The organism is Streptomyces sp. NPDC020681 (assembly GCF_044334895.1).
In the GTDB taxonomy this organism is placed as follows: domain Bacteria; phylum Actinomycetota; class Actinomycetes; order Streptomycetales; family Streptomycetaceae; genus Streptomyces.
In genome coordinates this window covers 111,679-128,100 of the sequence record NZ_JBIRTX010000020.1, presented here as the reverse complement: position 1 = coordinate 128,100, position 16,422 = coordinate 111,679, and the positions used below count along the sequence as shown (strand labels likewise).

At 68.7% G+C, this 16,422-nt stretch carries 14 protein-coding genes and 1 tRNA gene; 5 read left to right on the top strand and 10 right to left on the bottom strand.

Features of this window, described 5'->3' with window-relative positions:
* Positions 1 to 825: 825 nt before the first annotated feature.
* A complete protein-coding gene (locus ACH4YL_RS33580) occupies positions 826 to 2,211 on the top strand; it encodes a pyridoxal phosphate-dependent decarboxylase family protein (protein WP_398511280.1) in 1,386 nt (461 codons plus the stop codon).
* A complete protein-coding gene (locus tag ACH4YL_RS33575) occupies positions 2,208 to 3,653 on the top strand; it encodes a lysine N(6)-hydroxylase/L-ornithine N(5)-oxygenase family protein (RefSeq protein WP_398511279.1) in 1,446 nt (481 codons plus the stop codon). Before ACH4YL_RS33580 ends, ACH4YL_RS33575 begins: the two co-directional genes overlap by 4 nt.
* Positions 3,654 to 3,668: 15 nt before the next feature.
* Here the strand turns inward: ACH4YL_RS33575 and ACH4YL_RS33570 are convergent, their stop codons facing one another.
* Complete coding sequence (locus ACH4YL_RS33570) at positions 3,669 to 5,462, bottom strand: bifunctional metallophosphatase/5'-nucleotidase (protein ID WP_398511278.1); 1,794 nt, start codon at positions 5,460 to 5,462, stop codon at positions 3,669 to 3,671.
* Between the two features lie 164 nt (positions 5,463 to 5,626).
* On the opposite strand from ACH4YL_RS33570, the gene ACH4YL_RS33565 reads away from it, so the two are divergent.
* Positions 5,627 to 6,340 carry an SIMPL domain-containing protein gene (locus ACH4YL_RS33565; protein WP_398511277.1) on the top strand — a complete coding sequence of 238 codons (714 nt, stop codon included), beginning with the start codon at positions 5,627 to 5,629 and terminating at the stop codon, positions 6,338 to 6,340.
* A gap of 145 nt (positions 6,341 to 6,485) precedes the next feature.
* Entirely contained in the window at positions 6,486 to 7,919 is a 1,434-nt protein-coding gene (pyk, locus tag ACH4YL_RS33560) for a pyruvate kinase (protein WP_398511276.1), read from the top strand.
* A gap of 82 nt (positions 7,920 to 8,001) precedes the next feature.
* Here the strand turns inward: pyk and ACH4YL_RS33555 are convergent.
* Positions 8,002 to 8,074, bottom strand: a tRNA-Leu gene (locus tag ACH4YL_RS33555).
* A gap of 98 nt (positions 8,075 to 8,172) precedes the next feature.
* Here ACH4YL_RS33555 and ACH4YL_RS33550 point away from each other — a divergent pair.
* Positions 8,173 to 8,826 carry an ANTAR domain-containing response regulator gene (locus ACH4YL_RS33550; RefSeq protein ID WP_398511275.1) on the top strand — a complete coding sequence of 218 codons (654 nt, stop codon included), beginning with the start codon at positions 8,173 to 8,175 and terminating at the stop codon, positions 8,824 to 8,826.
* Positions 8,827 to 8,914: 88 nt separating this feature from the next.
* Here ACH4YL_RS33550 and ACH4YL_RS33545 read toward each other — a convergent pair whose 3' ends face one another.
* The 8 genes from ACH4YL_RS33545 to ACH4YL_RS33510 form a co-directional block, all read right to left on the bottom strand.
* Complete coding sequence (locus ACH4YL_RS33545; RefSeq protein WP_398511274.1) at positions 8,915 to 9,631, bottom strand: ABC transporter ATP-binding protein; 717 nt, start codon at positions 9,629 to 9,631, stop codon at positions 8,915 to 8,917.
* Complete coding sequence (locus ACH4YL_RS33540; protein WP_398511291.1) at positions 9,628 to 10,515, bottom strand: ABC transporter ATP-binding protein; 888 nt, start codon at positions 10,513 to 10,515, stop codon at positions 9,628 to 9,630. The genes ACH4YL_RS33545 and ACH4YL_RS33540 overlap by 4 nt, the downstream gene beginning before the upstream one ends.
* A 5-nt stretch (positions 10,516 to 10,520) precedes the next feature.
* Entirely contained in the window at positions 10,521 to 12,248 is a 1,728-nt protein-coding gene (locus tag ACH4YL_RS33535) for a branched-chain amino acid ABC transporter permease (protein ID WP_398511290.1), read from the bottom strand.
* 5 nt (positions 12,249 to 12,253) lie between these two features.
* A complete protein-coding gene (locus tag ACH4YL_RS33530) occupies positions 12,254 to 13,186 on the bottom strand; it encodes a branched-chain amino acid ABC transporter permease (RefSeq protein WP_398511273.1) in 933 nt (310 codons plus the stop codon).
* 100 nt (positions 13,187 to 13,286) lie between these two features.
* Positions 13,287 to 14,516, bottom strand: a complete 1,230-nt coding sequence (locus ACH4YL_RS33525) for a branched-chain amino acid ABC transporter substrate-binding protein (protein ID WP_398511272.1) — start codon at positions 14,514 to 14,516, stop codon at positions 13,287 to 13,289.
* 267 nt (positions 14,517 to 14,783) lie between these two features.
* On the bottom strand, positions 14,784 to 15,461 hold the full coding sequence (locus tag ACH4YL_RS33520) for a hypothetical protein (RefSeq protein WP_398511271.1): 678 nt from the start codon (positions 15,459 to 15,461) through the stop codon (positions 14,784 to 14,786).
* Positions 15,386 to 15,817: a hypothetical protein gene (locus tag ACH4YL_RS33515; protein WP_398511270.1), complete on the bottom strand. Its 432-nt coding sequence runs from the start codon at positions 15,815 to 15,817 to the stop codon at positions 15,386 to 15,388. The genes ACH4YL_RS33520 and ACH4YL_RS33515 overlap by 76 nt, the downstream gene beginning before the upstream one ends.
* 50 nt (positions 15,818 to 15,867) lie before the next feature.
* On the bottom strand, positions 15,868 to 16,335 hold the full coding sequence (locus ACH4YL_RS33510; protein WP_398511269.1) for a PaaI family thioesterase: 468 nt from the start codon (positions 16,333 to 16,335) through the stop codon (positions 15,868 to 15,870).
* Positions 16,336 to 16,422: the final 87 nt, after the last annotated feature.

Here is a 16,422-nt window from a genome sequence, read left to right as displayed (position 1 = left end):
CCCGCCCCCCACACCGGGCCCACAACGGCCCCCCCGGGCGCGGGGGGGGGGGGGGCGGCCCCGCCCCCCCCGGGGGGGGGGGGGGGGGGGGCCCCCGCCCCCCGCGCCTCAACGCCGGCGAGGCGGGTTCTCCGGCCTGACTCGGCTCCTGCCGACGGGGCTGGTTCTCCGGCTGAGCCCGGCTCCTGCCGTACGTGGCTGGATTCTCCAGCCACGTACGGCGAGCGCGGCGAGTGCGGCGAGTGCGGCGAGTGCGGCGAGGCGGTACGGGGCCTGGCGGCTCCGCCGTCCAAGCCTCCTCGCGCCGTGCCGAGGGCTCCGGCCCGTCCGGCGCTTGAGGACACGGCCGAAGGCTGTACGGGGCCTGGCGGCTCCGCCGCCCAGCCCCCTCTCGCCGTGTCGAGAGCTCCGCTCGTCCCGGCCGGTGCAGCTCGGCCGCCGCCGGACGACGTCCCAGCCGCGTCCGGCGAGTACGGCGAGTACGGCGAGACGGTACGGGGCCTTGCGGCGAGTACGGCGAGGCCGTACGGGGTTTGGCGGCTCCGCCGCCTAGCGCCCTCTCGCCGTGTCGAGAGCTCAGCCACGGCCGGAGGCCGTACGGGGTCTGGGGCGGAGCCCCAGTTCGGGAAAGGGCGGGGAGGGGAACAGGCCCGCGCAGCGGCACCCCCGGCACCGGGTCCGGGCCCATACCGCTCGCCCACACCCCAACTCCCCTCTTCCGCACCGCAGTACCACTTTCGGGTCCGGATCGTTGAGCATCCCGGCACCTCACCCGGTCCACGATCAGGCTGGTGGTGTCCGCCGCACACACCCGAAGGACCCCGCATGAGCACCCCGCCTCTCGCCGGCGGCCCCGCCGGCCCCGACGCACTGCGTCCCCTCATCGCCGTCGTGCTCGACGCACTCCGCGACGGTGCGGCCGCCCGCGGCGGGCCGTTCCCGGCCGGCGGGCCCGAGGCCGTCGCGGAACGGGTCGTGCGCGCGGCCGAACCCGTGCTCCCCGACACCGGCATCGGCGCCGACGAGGCCCTCCGCACCCTCGTCCGCACCGTCACCGAAGGTGCCGCCGATCCCGCCGACCCCCTGTGCGCCGCCCACCTCCACACGTCCCCCCTCGCACTCGCCGTCGCCGCCGATCTCGCCGCCTCCGTCCTCAACCCGTCCCTGGACTCCTGGGACCAGGCCCCGTCGGCCACCGAGCTGGAGGCCGCCGTCACCCGTGCCCTCGGCGCGGAAGTGTTCCCCGAGGGAAGGGACCCCGACGCCCTCGTCACCACCGGCGGCACCGAGTCCAACCAGCTCGCCCTGCTCCTGGCCCGCGAGCGCCACCGCACCGCGCTCCAGGTGATCTGCGGAGCCGCCACACACCACTCCGTTCGCCGCGCCGCCTGGCTGCTCGGCATGCCGGAGCCGGTCACCGTCCCGGCGCCTTCCGGCATCCTCGACCCGGCCGCGCTCGACGAAGCGCTCAGCAGCCTGCCGGGCTCCCGCCTCGTCGTCGCCACCGCCGGCACCACCGACACCGGCCAGATCGACCCGCTTGCCGAGATCGCCGACCTGTGCGCACGCCACGGCACCGAACTCCATGTGGACGCCGCCTACGGCGGACCCCTGCTGTTCAGCGCGGCACACCGGGGCAGGCTCGCCGGCCTGGAGCGCGCCCAGTCCGTCACCCTCGATCTGCACAAGCTCGGCTGGCAGCCGGTCGCCGCGGGCCTGCTCGCCGTCGCCGACCGGGCCCGGCTCGCTCCCCTGAACGTCACCGCCGACTACCTCAACCCCGACGACGACACCGAGGCCGGGCTCCCCGATGTGCTGGGCCGCTCGCTGCGCACCACGCGACGGCCCGACATCCTCAAGGTCGCCGTCACCCTGAAAGCGCTCGGCCGCACCGGTCTCGGCGTGCTGGTCGACCGGACCTGCGCACTGGCCGAGCAGCTCGCCGAGCTGGTCGACAAGCATCCGCGCCTGGAGCTGTACCGACGCCCGACGCTGTCCACCGTGCTGTTCCGGCCCGTCGCGGCGACCGACGAGGAGACCGCCGCGATCCGCCGGAGGCTGCTCACCGAGGGCCGGGCGGTCCTCGGCCGGGCCCGTGCGGACGACCGCCTCTGGCTCAAGGCCACTCTCCTCAACCCCCACGCCACCACCAGCGACCTGGAAGCCCTGCTCGAACTCGTGGAAGAACTCGTGGAAGGCACCACCCGATGACCGGTACGCCCGCACCAGAACGCGACCAGGCACGCGGCCATGAACTCGGCCAGGAAGCCGACCAGCCGCACGACCTCGTCGGCATCGGCATCGGCCCGTTCAACCTCTCGCTCGCCGCCCTCGCCGACGGCGTCCACGGCGGCCTGTGCACCGCCTTCTACGAGCAGCGGCCCGCCTTCACCTGGCATCCCGGTCTGCTGATCGAGGGCGCGACCCTCCAAGTCCCGTTCCTCGCCGACCTGGTGACCCTCGCGGACCCGGCCAGCCCGTGGTCGTTCCTCAACTATCTGCGCGCCCGCGAGCGGCTCTTCCCGTTCTACTTCGCCGAGAAGTTCCACATCCTCCGCGCCGAGTACGAGGCCTACTGCCGCTGGGTCAGCGACAACCTCCCCGGACTGCACTTCGGCCACCAGATCGACGCCGTCCGCTGGAGCCCCGAACGCGCCCTGTTCGAGGTCGACTTCACCCAGCTCGACAAGGACGGCGAGGCGGAGGCCCTGGGCCGCGCGTACACCCGGCACATCGTGCTGGGCGTCGGCACCGAGCCGTACGTCCCCGAGCCGCTCAGACCGCTCGCCGACGCGCCGACCGTCCCGGTGATCCACTCCGCCGACTATCTCGACCACCGCGAACGGCTGCTGGGCGCCGAGCACATCACGGTCATCGGCTCCGGCCAGTCCGGCGCCGAGGTCTTTCTCGATCTGCTGCGGGAGCGCCCGGCCGGCGCCGAGCGGATCCACTGGCTGACCCGTACCGACGCGTTCGCGCCGATGGAGTACTCCAAACTCGGCCTGGAGCACTTCACACCCGACTACACCCGCTATTTCCACGCGCTGCCCGAGCAGACGCGCGACGGGCTGGTCCCGCGCCAGTGGCAGCTCCACAAGGGCATCGACGCGGACACCATCGCCGCCATCCACGACGAGCTCTACCGCCGTACGCTGCGCGGCGGCTGGCCCGACGCGGTCCTCACGCCCGGTGTCAGCGTCCGCACCGCCGGCCGGGTCGCCACCACCAAGGTGGAGCTTCATCTGGAACACGGCCAACAGGGCACCCGTTCCCGCCTCACCACGGACGCGGTGGTCCTCGCCACCGGCTACCGCGAGCGCCCGGTCGACCGGATGCTCGCCGGACTGGACCCGTATCTGCGCCGCGACTCCTCCGGACGCCACCGGATCGACGAGGAGTTCCGGCTGCTCCTCGACCCCGCGGTGACCGGCTCGGTGTACGTACAGAACGCCGAGAAGCACACGCACGGCGTCGGCGCGCCCGATCTCGGCCTCGCCGCCTGGCGCAGCTCCCGTATCCTCAACTCGCTCACCGGCAAGGAGCCGTATCCGATGCCCCGGCGCACCGCCTTCACCAGCTTCGGTCTGGAACGCGAACAGGCCCGCCCGGCACACGTGCCGGCGGGCCTGCTCCCACTCGTGGAACGAACCTGATCAGAAGGACAGGACCTAGAACACCGGCGTGCCGTCCCGCGTCAGCTTCCACTCCACCGAGGCGAACTTCGCCGGGTCGATCGAGCCGTTGGCCTTCACCCACGTGATGATCGTGTTGCGGATCTCGTCGGAGTTGGCCCACAGCTGCTTCGCCGCCGCGACATGCGGGAAGTTGCCGCCGCCGCTGGCACGGTAGTTGTTGACCGCGAACACGAACTGCGCGGCCGGGTCGATCGGCTGGCCCGCGAAGGACAGCCCGGTGATGCGCGAGCCGGTCGGCTTGGCGATGTCGATGTCGTACGTCAGGCCGTACACCGCGTCGTAGTTGTAGTCCGGGGTGTTGTCGGCGTTCGTGAGCTTCGCCGGGTCCACCGGGGATCCGGCCGGCGTCTGGACGAAGTACCGCGCCGAGAACTCCAGATAGTCCTTCAGCTGCGCGCCGGTCAGCAGCCGCGCCTCCAGCGTGTTCTCGAAGACGTACAGGCCGGCCGCTTCGCGGATGGTCACCTGTCCGGCCGGGATCGCCGCCGTCCGTGAGAAGCAGGAGGCCTGCGAGACGACCGGCAGCGCCGCGTACTCGCCGCCCGCGAGAGCCGCCTTCACCGTCTCCGCCTGGACGTGGTTGATCAGATCGATGATCGGGACGTCCTTGTACGGGCCCTCGGTCGCCGCCATCGCGGTCGTCGACGTGCCGATGACCTGGTTGACGTACGCGACGACCTTCTCGTGCTCGTCGGCAAGCAGCCCGACGATCTTCGGGTCCTCGGCGACCGTGTTCGAGTTGAGCACCTGCGCCCCGACCTTCTCGACGCTCCAGCGGCCCTTCTCCCACACCAGGTCGAAGTCGAAGAGCGTGAGCCGCTGGCCCCACTTCAGCGGCTCGGAGAGCACGACCTGCTCGCCGGTCTCCCTGTTGGTGACGAAGTACTCGGCGATCTCGGTGTGCGCGTGGCCGACGAGGATCGCGTCGATGCCGGGCACCTGCTCGGCGACAAGACCTGCGGCGTTCTCGATGTACGGCAGCTGGTCGCCGTACGACGAGGTGCCGCTGGAGCCCGAGTGCGCGGAGACGATCACCACGTCCGCGCCCATGGAGCGCAGCTTCGGCACCCACTTCGCGGCCTGCTCCTCGAGCCCGGGAAAGACCATCTTGCCCTGGACGTTCGCCTTGTCCCAGATGGCGATGCCCGGGTTGGTGAGGCCGAGGACCGCGACCTTGACCTCACGTCCGTGCGGGGTGCACAGCCGGTGGATGCTGTACGGCGGGAAGGCCGGGCGGAGCGTCTTGGCGTCCAGCGCGTTGGCGCCGAGCAGCGGGAAGCGGCACTGCTCCTCGAACTTCCGCAGCACCGGTATGCCGTAGTTGAACTCGTGGTTGCCGAGCGCGGCGGCGTCGTATCCGATCGCGTTCATGGCCTGCGCCATCGGGTGCACAGGACCGCGCTTCGCGGTGATCGGGTCGACCTTGGCGTAGTAGTACGACAGCTGCGTGCCCTGGATCGTGTCGCCGGCGTCGATGAGCAGCGTGTTGCGCCTGCCCTTTACCTCGCGGATCTGGTTCACCAGCGTGGAGATCTTCGCCAGGCCCACATCGTTGTGCGTCTTGTCGTCGAACTCCTTGTCGGTGAAGTAGTCCCAGTTGAAGACATTGCCGTGCAGGTCAGTGGTGCCCATGACGGTGAAGGAGTACCGCTTCGGCGGACGTCCGTGGCCCGACGCTTCCGCGGGCGCGGCGGTGGCTCCGGCCAGCGCGACACCGGCGCCGGTGGCAACCGAGGTACCCAGGAACGTCCTTCGATCGAGCGGCATTTCGTCTCCCTCTTGCTTCCCTCTTGAGATTGCACAACGCGCGTAGATTGTGGCGCAGCAGCCACATGGGACAACACCCTTTGCGGGTTTCGATCTGGTGACCGCAGATTGCCGGACCCGGGTGGGAGAGTGTTGGTGACGACCCAGATACGAGGGAGCCTCCCGTGACCACCGACGCACCCACCACCGCAGCGCCGTACGGCACACCGGAAACGCCGCGGGTTGCCGTGCGCGGCGAGGCCCGCCTCGAGTTCGACCCGGAGATCGCGCGGATCGGTGTGGCGGTCAACGCCCGCGGAACCGACCGGCGCAGTGCTCTGGAAGACCTCACCCGCCGCAACTCCGCCGTGCTGGACCTGATCAAGTCCTACGGCGATTCCGTCGAGAAGCTGGAGACCGGGGCCTTCTCCATCACTCCGGAGCTGACCCGGCACGGCCGCGGCGAACGCGTCCGCGCCTATCACGGCCGCGTCCACATCACCGCCGAGCTCACCGACTTCACCGCGCTCGGCGAGCTGACCACGCGCCTCGCGGATCTCGACCTCACCCGTGTCGACGGTCCGTGGTGGGCGCTGCGCCCCGACTCGCCCGCCCATGGCGAGGCCCGCCGTCAGGCGGTGCTGGAGGCGGTCCAGCGGGCCCGTGAATACGCGGAGGCGCTCGGCGCGCAATTGTCCGCTCTGGTGGAACTCGCGGACCTCGGCGCGGAGAATGCAGATTCTTACGCAGCGTCAGCGCCCGCGGGCGGAATGCGCATGGCGGCGTTCGCCGGCGCAGACAGCGCGGAAATGGCCCCGGCGCTCGATCTCGAACCTCAGCGCCAGACGGTCTATGCGCAGGTCAACGCCCGTTTCACGATGACTCCGCCGAGGCTCTAGCGCTGTTGTGAGCCGGTGTCAGCGATTGCTCATCGGAGCACCCCCGCGCACAATTCAACACTTGTCAATAACCCTTCACGTAAAGGTTGTTGAGTAGTCATGCGCGACTGATTCTCTACCCGCCGGTAAGCCATAGGCTCGAGCCATGCGCCGAGCAAAGATCGTCTGTACTCTTGGGCCCGCCACCGACACATACGACCAGATCAAGGCATTGGTCGAGGCCGGAATGGACGTCGCCCGCTTCAACCTCAGCCACGGCTCGTACGCCGACCATGAGGAGCGCTACCACCACGTACGAAAGGCATCCGACGAGGCGGGCCGCAGTGTCGGCATCCTCGCCGACCTTCAAGGTCCGAAGATTCGACTCGGACGGTTCCGTGAAGGTCCCGTACTCCTTGAACGCGGCGACGAGTTCACCATCACCGTCGAGGAGGCCGAGGGCGACCGCAACATCTGCGGCACCACCTACGACGGCCTCGCCGCCGATGTCACCGCCGGTGAGCGCATCCTCGTCGACGACGGCAAGGTGGCCCTCGAAGTGATCGCGGTCGACGGCCCCCGGGTCCGCACCAAGGTCGTCGAAGGCGGCATGATCTCCGACAACAAGGGCCTCAACCTCCCCGGCGTCGCCGTCTCCGTCCCCGCTCTCTCCGAGAAGGACGTCGAAGACCTCCGCTGGGCCCTGCGGATCGGCGCCGACGTCATCGCGCTCTCCTTCGTCCGCAGCGGCAAGGACATCGAGGACGTCCACCGCATCATGAAGGAGGAGGGCCGCCGCCTCCCCGTCATCGCCAAGGTCGAGAAGCCGCAGGCCGTCGAGAACATCGACGACATCGTGGCCGCCTTCGACGGGATCATGGTCGCCCGCGGCGACCTCGGCGTGGAGATGCCGCTGGAGCAGGTGCCGATCGTCCAGAAGCGCGCCATCAAGCTCGCCAAGCGCAACGCCAAGCCGGTCATCGTCGCGACCCAGATGCTGGACTCGATGATCGACAACTCCCGGCCCACCCGCGCCGAGGCGTCCGACGTCGCCAACGCCGTCATCGACGGCACCGACGCCGTGATGCTCTCCGGCGAGACGAGCGTCGGCAAGTACCCGGTCGAGACCGTGCGCACGATGAGCCGCATCGTCGAGGCGGCCGAGGAGGACGTGCTCGCCAAGGGCCTGCCGCCGCTGACCGAGCGCAACAAGCCCCGTACGCAGGGCGGCGCGGTGGCCCGTGCGGCCGCGGAGATGGGTGACTTCCTGGGCGCGAAGTTCCTGGTCGCCTTCACGCAGTCCGGCGACACCGTCCGCAGGCTGTCCCGCTACCGCTCGCCGATCCCGCTGCTGGCCTTCACTCCGGACCCGGCGACCCGCTCGCAGCTCAATCTCACCTGGGGTGTGGAGACCTTCCTCGGCCCGCACGTCGAGTCCACGGACGCGATGGTCGCTCAGGTCGACGAGGAGCTGCTGAAGATCGGCCGCTGCCAGAAGGGCGACATCGTGGTGATCACGGCCGGCTCGCCGCCCGGAGTCTCGGGTTCCACGAACCTGGTCCGTGTGCACCACATCGGCGAGGACGACAGTCCCAGGTAACGCACCGGGGCTGCCCCGGAAAACGCGGAGAGGCCCCTCTGTGGAGGGGCCTCAAATCGTGACCTTGGAAAGTCAGGGAAAGTACCCCGGGTGGGATTCGAACCCACGCTGGATGGTGTTTGAGACCATTGCCTCTACCGCTGGGCTACCGGGGCGCCTTGGAAACAAAGGATGACGAACACCCTTCGTGTCCCAACCATACAGGAGCTGGGTAGGCTCATGGGGAGCACCCTGCCTTGGAATGAGGAGTCCCGTGACCGCCCCCGACTCGCACCAGCCCGTCGCCGACGACGACAAGTCGCATGTCCCTCCGCTGACGACCCGCGTCGTGATCGCGGAGGACGAGGCCCTCATCCGGCTCGACCTCAAAGAGATGCTGGAGGAGGAGGGTTACGCGGTGGTCGGCGAGGCCGGCGACGGTCAGCGCGCCGTCGAACTCGCCCGTGAGCACCGGCCCGACCTGGTCATCCTCGATGTGAAGATGCCCGTCCTGGACGGCATCTCCGCGGCCGAGAAGATCGCCGAGGAGTCCATCGCGCCGGTGCTGATGCTGACCGCGTTCTCGCAGCGCGATCTGGTCGAGCGGGCACGGGACGCCGGTGCGATGGCGTATCTGGTCAAGCCGTTCAGCAAGAGCGATGTGGTCCCCGCGATCGAGATGGCGGTCTCGCGCTTCACCGAGCTGAAGCAGCTGGAGAAGGAGGTCGCGGACCTCTCGCAGCGTCTTGAGACGCGCAAGCTGGTGGACCGCGCGAAGAGCGTGCTGCAGACGCAGTACGGGCTGAGCGAGCCGGCCGCGTTCCGGTGGATCCAGAAGACGTCGATGGACCGGCGGCTGTCGATGCAGCAGGTCGCGGAGGCGGTCATCGAGGACGCCGAGGAGAAGAAGGCCGCGAAGGGGCAGTAGACCTCGCGCGAAAGGGCCCGCCCCCGGGATCGGGGTGCGGGCCCTTTCGTCTGCGTACGGCTCTGCGTACGGCTCAGTTGCGTACGGCTCAGTCCTCGCCGAGGTACGTCTTGCGGACGTTCTCGTCGTGCAGCAGATCCTGGCCCGTGCCGGTGAGCTTGATCTCGCCGACCTCCATCACATGGGCGTGATCGGCGAGCGAGAGCGCGGCCTGCGCGTTCTGCTCGACGAGCAGGATCGTGGTGCCCTGCGCCTTCAGTTCGACGATGGTCTCCATGATCTTCTGCATCATGATCGGGGAGAGACCCATCGACGGCTCGTCCAGCATCAGCAGCTTCGGCTGCGACATGAGCGCACGGCCCATCGCTAGCATCTGCTGCTCGCCGCCCGAGAGGGTGCCGGACGCCTGCTTCCTGCGCTCCCCGAGGATGGGGAACAGGTCGTAGGCGCGCTGGATGTCCCGCTCGATGCCCGCCTTGTCGGTGCGCAGGAACGCACCGAGCTGGAGGTTCTCGGCGATCGTCAGCCGCGGGAAGATGTGCCGTCCCTCGGGGGAGTGGGCCAGGCCCAGCGACACGATCTTGTGCGCCGGGACTCCGGCGAGCGGCTTCCCGTCGAAGAGGATCCGGCCGCCGGACGGCTTCAGCAGCCCGGACAGCGTCCGCAGCGTGGTGGTCTTGCCCGCACCGTTGGTGCCGATGAGGGTGACGACCTGACCGGCCTCGACGCTGAAGGAGATGCCCTTGACGGCCTCGATCTTGCCGTAGGCGACCCTGAGGTCCTCGACCTCGAGCAGAGCGGTCACTGGGTTTCCCCTTCCTTGCTGATGGCGCTGGTGTTGCTCTGCGCCTCGGCCGCCTCGACCTCGGCGACCTCCGCCTCGCCCGGCGCGCCCTCGAAGGGCGTACCGAGGTAGGCGGCGATGACGCGCTCGTCGCCCTGCACCGTCTCCGGCGTGCCCTCGACGAGCTTCTCGCCCTGGACCAGACAGGCGACGCGGTCGCACAGATTGAAGATGAACCGCATGTCGTGCTCGATGACGAGCACGGCGATGCCCTGGTCGCGGATCGCGAAGATGAGCTCCTCGGCGGCCCGGGTCTCCTGCGGGTTCATGCCTGCGGTCGGCTCGTCCAGCAGGATCAGGCCGGGGTCGCTGGCCAGGGCCCGGGCGATCTCCAGCTTCCGCTGCTCGCCGTACGGCAGGTTGCGGGCCAGATGGTCTGCCTTGTGGGCCAGGCCGATGAACTCCAGCAGCTCCATGGCCCGTGCGTGCGAGAGGGCTTCGGCCTTCTTGAAGCCGGGGCCGCGCAGCAGAGCGGACCAGAGACCTTCCTTGGTCCGGGTGTGGCGTCCGACGAGGACGTTCTCCAGGACCGTCATGTTGGCGAAGAGCCTGATGTTCTGGAAGGTCCGGGCGATGCCCGCCTTGGTGACCAGGTGCGGCTTGGGCGGCAGGACGGTGCCCTTGTACTGCACCTTGCCTTCGGTCGGCACGTACAGACCGGTGAGGCAGTTGAAGAAGGTGGTCTTGCCGGCCCCGTTGGGACCGATGAGACCGACGATCTCTCCGGCCCGGACCGTGAGGTCGACCGAGCGCACGGCGGTGAGACCGCCGAAGCGCATGGTGACCCCGCTGGCGTCCAGTACGGCCTCGGCCTGGGCCGCGGTGTCCTTGGTGGCGGTTGTCATTCCGTTCACACCCCCGCCTTGGCGATGCCGACGCCGGCGTCTTCGTCCGGTACGTCGAGCTGGTCGGTCTCGTGGTATTCGAGCTTTGCGCGCCGGTTGGCGATGAGGCCCTCCGGACGGAAGCGCATCAGCAGGATCAGCGCGATGCCGAAGCCGAGGAGCTGGTAGTCCTGAAGGAACTGCAGCTTCGCCGGGATCATGTAGAGCAGTGTCGCGCCGATGATCGGGCCGCTGATGGTGCCCATGCCGCCGAGGATGACGGCCGCCAGCAGGAAGGCGGAGTTGGGCGGGACCGGACCGGCGAACTGGTACATCTCCGGGACCACGGTGTGCTGGACGTGTGCCTGCACGGTGCCGGCGAGGCCGGCGAGCGTGGCGCCGAGCGCGAAGGCGATCAGCTTGACCCGGAAGCCGTTGATGCCCATGGCCGTCGCGGCGGTCTCGTCCTCGCGGATCGCGACCCAGGCACGGCCGATGCGCGAGTTGCCGGCCCGGCTGAAGACCAGGACGACGAGGACCATCGCGAGCAGCATCAGCAGGTAGTAGTTGGCGTAACTGCCGAGCTCGACGCCCAGGACCGTGTGCGGCTCACCGAAGTTGAACCCGAAGAACACGAGGTCCGGGATGTTCGGGATGCCGTTCGGGCCGTTGGTGACCTGCGGACCGGAGACACCGTCGAGGTTTCCGACGGTGATACGGAAGATCTCACCGAAGCCCAGCGTCACGATGGCGAGATAGTCGCCGCGCAGCCGCAGGGTCGGAGCGCCGATGACGACGCCGAAGATCAGTGAGACGACCGCGCCCAGGAGGACGGCGGCCCAGAAGGGGAACTCCACGTCGAACGCGGAGGCCGTCGATCCGGAGACCAGCGCGGCGGTGTACGCGCCGACGCCGAGGAAGGCGACGTATCCGAGGTCGAGAAGGCCGGCCAGACCGACGACGATGTTCAGACCGAGAGCGACGGTCGCGAAGATCAGGATGTTGACCGCGATCAGGGTGTACGTGTCGGTGTTCTGCGTGAACGGGAAGGCCGCGGCAGCCGCGAAGGCGGCGACCATGGTGACCTGCCGGTACTTCATGGTGAGCCCGGACAGGCGCGCGACGAGCCCGGACTTGACGAGCGCGGCCCCGGCGAACCCGACGGTGATGAGGTAGCCGACGAAGAGCTCGGCGTACTCGGTGTCGATGCCGTAGGTGACGACGTACATGCCGACCGCGAACGCGGCGACGATGATCAGGATCTCGGCCCAGGAGGGCAGGTCCTTGGGACGCCGGGCGATACGGGCGTCATCGGGGAGCATGAACGCGGTGGCCACGGGAATGGCCGAGGCCACCGCCGCGACATAGCCGCCCGGCTCCAGGTTGGCGAGCCCGCCCAGCTCCACGGCGATCGCGATCACCGTGTACCAGGTGGTGCCCATGGCACCCATCGCGATCAGCTGGAGCGCCTTGGTCGTACCGGCGGGCGCGAGCCAGCCCAGGCCCTTGGTGCCCAGCGAGGCCAGCGCGTACAGGACGACGATCAGGCCCGCGACGAGCGTGAGGACCTGCAGGCCGCCCGGGTAGCCGTAGACCGTGAGGTCACCGGGGAACTCGGAGGTGTACGTCCAGGACAGGAAGGTGCTGGCGATGGTGGCGACGCCGCCGCCGACCGTGAGCCAGCGCAGTGCGGTGGCGCGGGAGTCGCTGTCCCCGGCGGTGACGTCGTCGGCCGTCTTGGTGATGTCCGTCATCGTTCTCACGCCCGATCCGCGACGCGCTCACCGAGCAGACCCTGCGGCCTGACCAGAAGCACGACGATGAGAAGTACGAAAGCCCAGACGTTGGACCAGGCGCCACCGCCGAGCTGCTGCATGCCGGGGATCTCTTCGATGTAGGCGATCGAGAGAGACTCCGCGAGGCCCAGGACGACGCCGCCGACCATGGCTCCGTAGATGTTGCCGATGCCTCCGAGGACTGCCGCGGTGAACGCCTTCAGTCCGAGGATGAATCCCATCTCGAAGTTGATCTGGCCCTTGTCCAGGCCGTACGCGACCGCCGCGACCGCCGCGAACGCGGCGCCGATGGCGAACGCCATCACGATGATGCGGTCCGTGTTGATGCCCATCAGCTTCGCCGTGTCCGGGTCCTGCGCGGTGGCCTGCATGGCGCGGCCGCTGCGGCTCTTGGAGACGAACAGGCCGAGGCCGAGCATGCACAGCGGCGCGAGGATCAGCACAAAGGCGTCGGCGCGCTGGATGGCGAGGTTCTCGAAGATCTTGAAGGAGTCACCCGTGAATTCCGGGAAGCTCCGGGCCTTCTTGGCGTCCGGGTAGAAACCCCAGATGAGCTGCTGAAGGGCGATGGAAAGGCCGATCGCGGTGATCAGCGGGGCCAGCCGTGGTGCGTTACGCAGCGGCCGGTAGGCGAAGCGTTCCGCGGCGGTGGCGACGGCGACGGAGGCGATGGCGCCGCCGATGATCATGAGCGGAATCGCCACCAGAAGTGAGACTCCGCTAGGGAGCCATATATAGGTGGTGAGGGCGCCGAAGCCCCCGATCATGAAGATCTCGCCGTGGGCGAAGTTAATAAGCTGGACGATGCCGTAGACCATGGTGTACCCGATGGCGATGAGGCCATAAAGGGCACCGAGGGCAAGGCCGTTGGCCAGCTGTTGCGGCAGTTCGTTCACCGCAGGGCCTCCGATGAGCGTGTCGGATATGACTCCGCGCGAGGGCGCTGTTTGCGCCCTCGCGCGGCCTGGTTCATTTGATGCGGGGCAGTGCGGTTTTTCAGTCCTCGAACGTGGCGCTCTTGACGTCCGCCCAGTTGCCGCCCTTGACGGCGTAGACGGTGAGCTGCTTGTTCGTGGTGTCACCGAACTCGTCGAAGGCGACCTTGCCGGTCACACCGTCGAAGGAGACCTTGGACATGGCCTCGGTGACCTTGGCGCGGGCGTCGGCCGGCACCTTGCCGTCGTTGGCGGCGACAACTGCCTTGACGGCCTGGATGATCGCCCAGCCGGCGTCGTACGAGTAGCCGCCGTACGCCGCGTAAGCGTCCTTGTAGCCGGCCGCCTTGTAGTCGTCGATGAACTTCTTGGCGGTCGGGAGCTTCTCCACCGGGTAACCGATGGAGGTCGCGAGGTCGCCGTCGTTCGCCTCACCGGAGGCCTTGATGAACGCCGGGTCGTAGATTCCGTCGCCACCCATGGTGGGGATCTTCGCTCCGGCCTTCTTGACCTGGTCGGAGAGGAGACCGCCCTCGGGGTACTGGCCACCGAAGTAGACCGAGTCGGCGCCGGAGGCCTTGACCTTGTCGGCGGTGGAGGAGAAGTCGGTCTCCTTCACGGTGACGTGGTCGGTGCCGGCGATGGTGCCGCCGAGGCGCTTGAACTCCGCGGAGAAGATCGCGGCGAGGCCGGCGCCGTAGGTCTGCTTGTCGTCAACGACGTAGACCTTCTTCTTCTTGGCGTCGTTGTACAGGTACTGGGCGGCGAACTTGCCCTGGATGACGTCCGTGGTGGCGGTACGGAAGTACGTCTTGAACGCACGCTTCTTCTCGCCGGTGCCCCACTTGTCGCCCTGGGTCAGCGCGGGGTTGGTGTTGGCCGGGGAGACCTGGGTGAGGTTCGCCGCGCCGAAGACGCCCTGCATCGACTGGGAGACGCCGGAGTTCAGCGGGCCGACGACGCCGAGAACGTCCTTGTTGCCTACGAGTTTGGTGGCATTGGCCTGGCCAGAGGCAGGAACTGCCTGGTCGTCATAGGATTCGACCTTGAATTCAACGCCCGGGACCTCGTTGTTCTTGTTCGCGGTCTTCGCCGCGAGGTCCACGGAGTTCTTGATCCCCTGCCCCAGCGCGGACAGCGAGCCCGTCAGCGGTGCGTCGACACCGATCACGACGGTGGTCTTGCTCCCGCTGTCAGTGCTCTTGTCTTCGTCGCGCGAGCCGCAGGCGGTCAGAGTGAGTGCTCCCGTTGTGATCACGGTAGTGAGAAGGAGCAAGGAACGGTTGCGCACGATAAGTCCTTTCCCTGGCGCGGCCCCTCCTCTGAGGTGCCGTTTGGTCGCCGGGCCGTACTGGGGGTACACGGCCGTGCTTGTGATGCGCCCGGCGGCGCGGTGACTGGCCGTGACTCTAAGCGCAGCGGACGGGGTCGGGCAGTCGGGACGGCAGGATGTGACGCTCTTGTTATGCCAAGGCCAAGACTTGGTGGGGGAGCGGGGGCGGATTCGGCACAAGTTGCGCCGAGGTTTCTGCTCACATCGTGAGAACGCCCAGTTCCGCTAAGGGGCCCCAGTGGATCTTGTGGCCGGCTGCGGGCAGATCGTGCGAAGGGCCTCGGCGAGATCGTCCGAGTAGGCGCGGCTGAGCACGAAGCCCGTATTCTCGACCGCTCCCCTGCTACGCAGAGTCACATCGAGGAAGGGAAGCTCCATGTCGCGCGGGATCCCCGCGCAGCTTCGCACCGCGACCCGAAGTGTGATGTACCGGGTCGTACCAGGGCGTACGTCGAACGGTGGTTCCGGACGCACGCTGGTCCGCATCATGGCATACGGCTGCCGGATCGACTGCACCGTGACAGGTGATCCACGGACGACGGTGATGCCCACGCCGAGGGTGAAGACGTGGGCCCGGACGTCGGGTTGGCCGGCCATGCCCTGGTAGGCGATGCGGGTGACCAGCCCGGGAGCGGGTTCCGGCGCAGGTGCGGGGCGCTCTGCGAAGAGCTGGGCCGCGGCCAGGGCCAGAGCGGCGGCGACCGCGCCCACCAGCGCCGGCCGGTGCCAACGGGACGCCGGACGGCCGGAGTTGGCATCGCCGATGATTTCGGCCGGTTCAGCGGGCCATCCGCCGCCCGCCGGCTCGACCGGGCCGATGCCGCCGCTCATGTCGACGGACTCGGCGACTTCGGCGGACGCCAGTTCTCCGAGCTGCCGGTTGCGCCGTTTTGTTCCGTGCACTTCTGCCGGGCCCGGACGTCGATCAACGTCAGTGCCGCGGCACGGCCTTGGCGCTTCTCCTCGGCACGGGCCGCGGCGACGATCTCCTCGTGGATCGCGTACTGCTCGTTGGACAGCCCCTTCTGCTCCCAGTCGATTCCGGACCACTTGCTGCCCTTGAGGGCCTCTTTGGCCCAGTAAGAGACCAGACTTGTGCATATATCCGCAGGTGAGGACTTTTGCGGTACGGGGGTTGACGTGGCGGGCCGCGAGGACGGCTGGGCGGACGGGGAGGACTCCGTGCAGCCCGCGACGGCGAGCGTGAGAAGAAGAGCGCAGGTGGCGTACCCGACCGAGGCGTGCGGCTTGGTCCCCATACGGGAACGCTAAGCCGTCACGATCGGTGACACAACAAGCCCGCGGGCAGTCAGCTGCCCGCGCCGCCGGCGTCCCGCAGCAGGCAGGTCAGCCGGGCCGTGCAGACCCTCTTGTCCCGCTCGTCGGTGATCACGATCTCGTACGTCGCCGTGGAGCGGCCCCGGTGCACGGGCGTCGCGACCCCGGTGACCAGGCCGGACCGTACGCCTCGGTGGTGGGTGCAGTTCAGGTCGACGCCCACCGCGATCTTGCTCGATCCGCCGTGCAGCATCGAGCCGATCGAGCCCAGCGTCTCGGCCAGCACGGCCGAGGCGCCGCCGTGCAGCAGTCCGTAGGGCTGGGTGTTGCCCTCGACCGGCATGGTGCCGACGACGCGGTCCGCCGACGCCTCGACGATCTGCACGCCCATGCGATTGCCCAGGTGCCCGGCAGAGAAGAGCGCGGGCAGGTCGACGCCGAGCGCGGCGTATTCGTCGATGACCTCTTGCGGGAACTTCACAGTTGTCTGCTCGCCCATGGGGCCCGGCTCCGATCTCAGCTCAGTACATTGCATGCCGACGTTGCGTGTCGTGTGCACCGTCTTATCAGATGCCTGAGCAACCGC

Excerpts from the sequence above, each read along its gene's own strand:
- ACH4YL_RS33540 (WP_398511291.1), bottom strand. The coding sequence starts at position 10,515 with ATGACAACCGCCACCAAGGACACCGCGGCCCAGGCCGAGGCCGTACTG.
- ACH4YL_RS33510 (WP_398511269.1), bottom strand. The coding sequence starts at position 16,335 with ATGGGCGAGCAGACAACTGTGAAGTTCCCGCAAGAGGTCATCGACGAA.
- ACH4YL_RS33570 (WP_398511278.1), bottom strand. The coding sequence starts at position 5,462 with ATGCCGCTCGATCGAAGGACGTTCCTGGGTACCTCGGTTGCCACCGGC.
- pyk (WP_398511276.1), top strand. The coding sequence starts at position 6,486 with ATGCGCCGAGCAAAGATCGTCTGTACTCTTGGGCCCGCCACCGACACA.
- ACH4YL_RS33580 (WP_398511280.1), top strand. The coding sequence starts at position 826 with ATGAGCACCCCGCCTCTCGCCGGCGGCCCCGCCGGCCCCGACGCACTG.
- ACH4YL_RS33575 (WP_398511279.1), top strand. The coding sequence starts at position 2,208 with ATGACCGGTACGCCCGCACCAGAACGCGACCAGGCACGCGGCCATGAA.
- ACH4YL_RS33515 (WP_398511270.1), bottom strand. The coding sequence starts at position 15,817 with ATGGGGACCAAGCCGCACGCCTCGGTCGGGTACGCCACCTGCGCTCTT.
- ACH4YL_RS33535 (WP_398511290.1), bottom strand. The coding sequence starts at position 12,248 with ATGACGGACATCACCAAGACGGCCGACGACGTCACCGCCGGGGACAGC.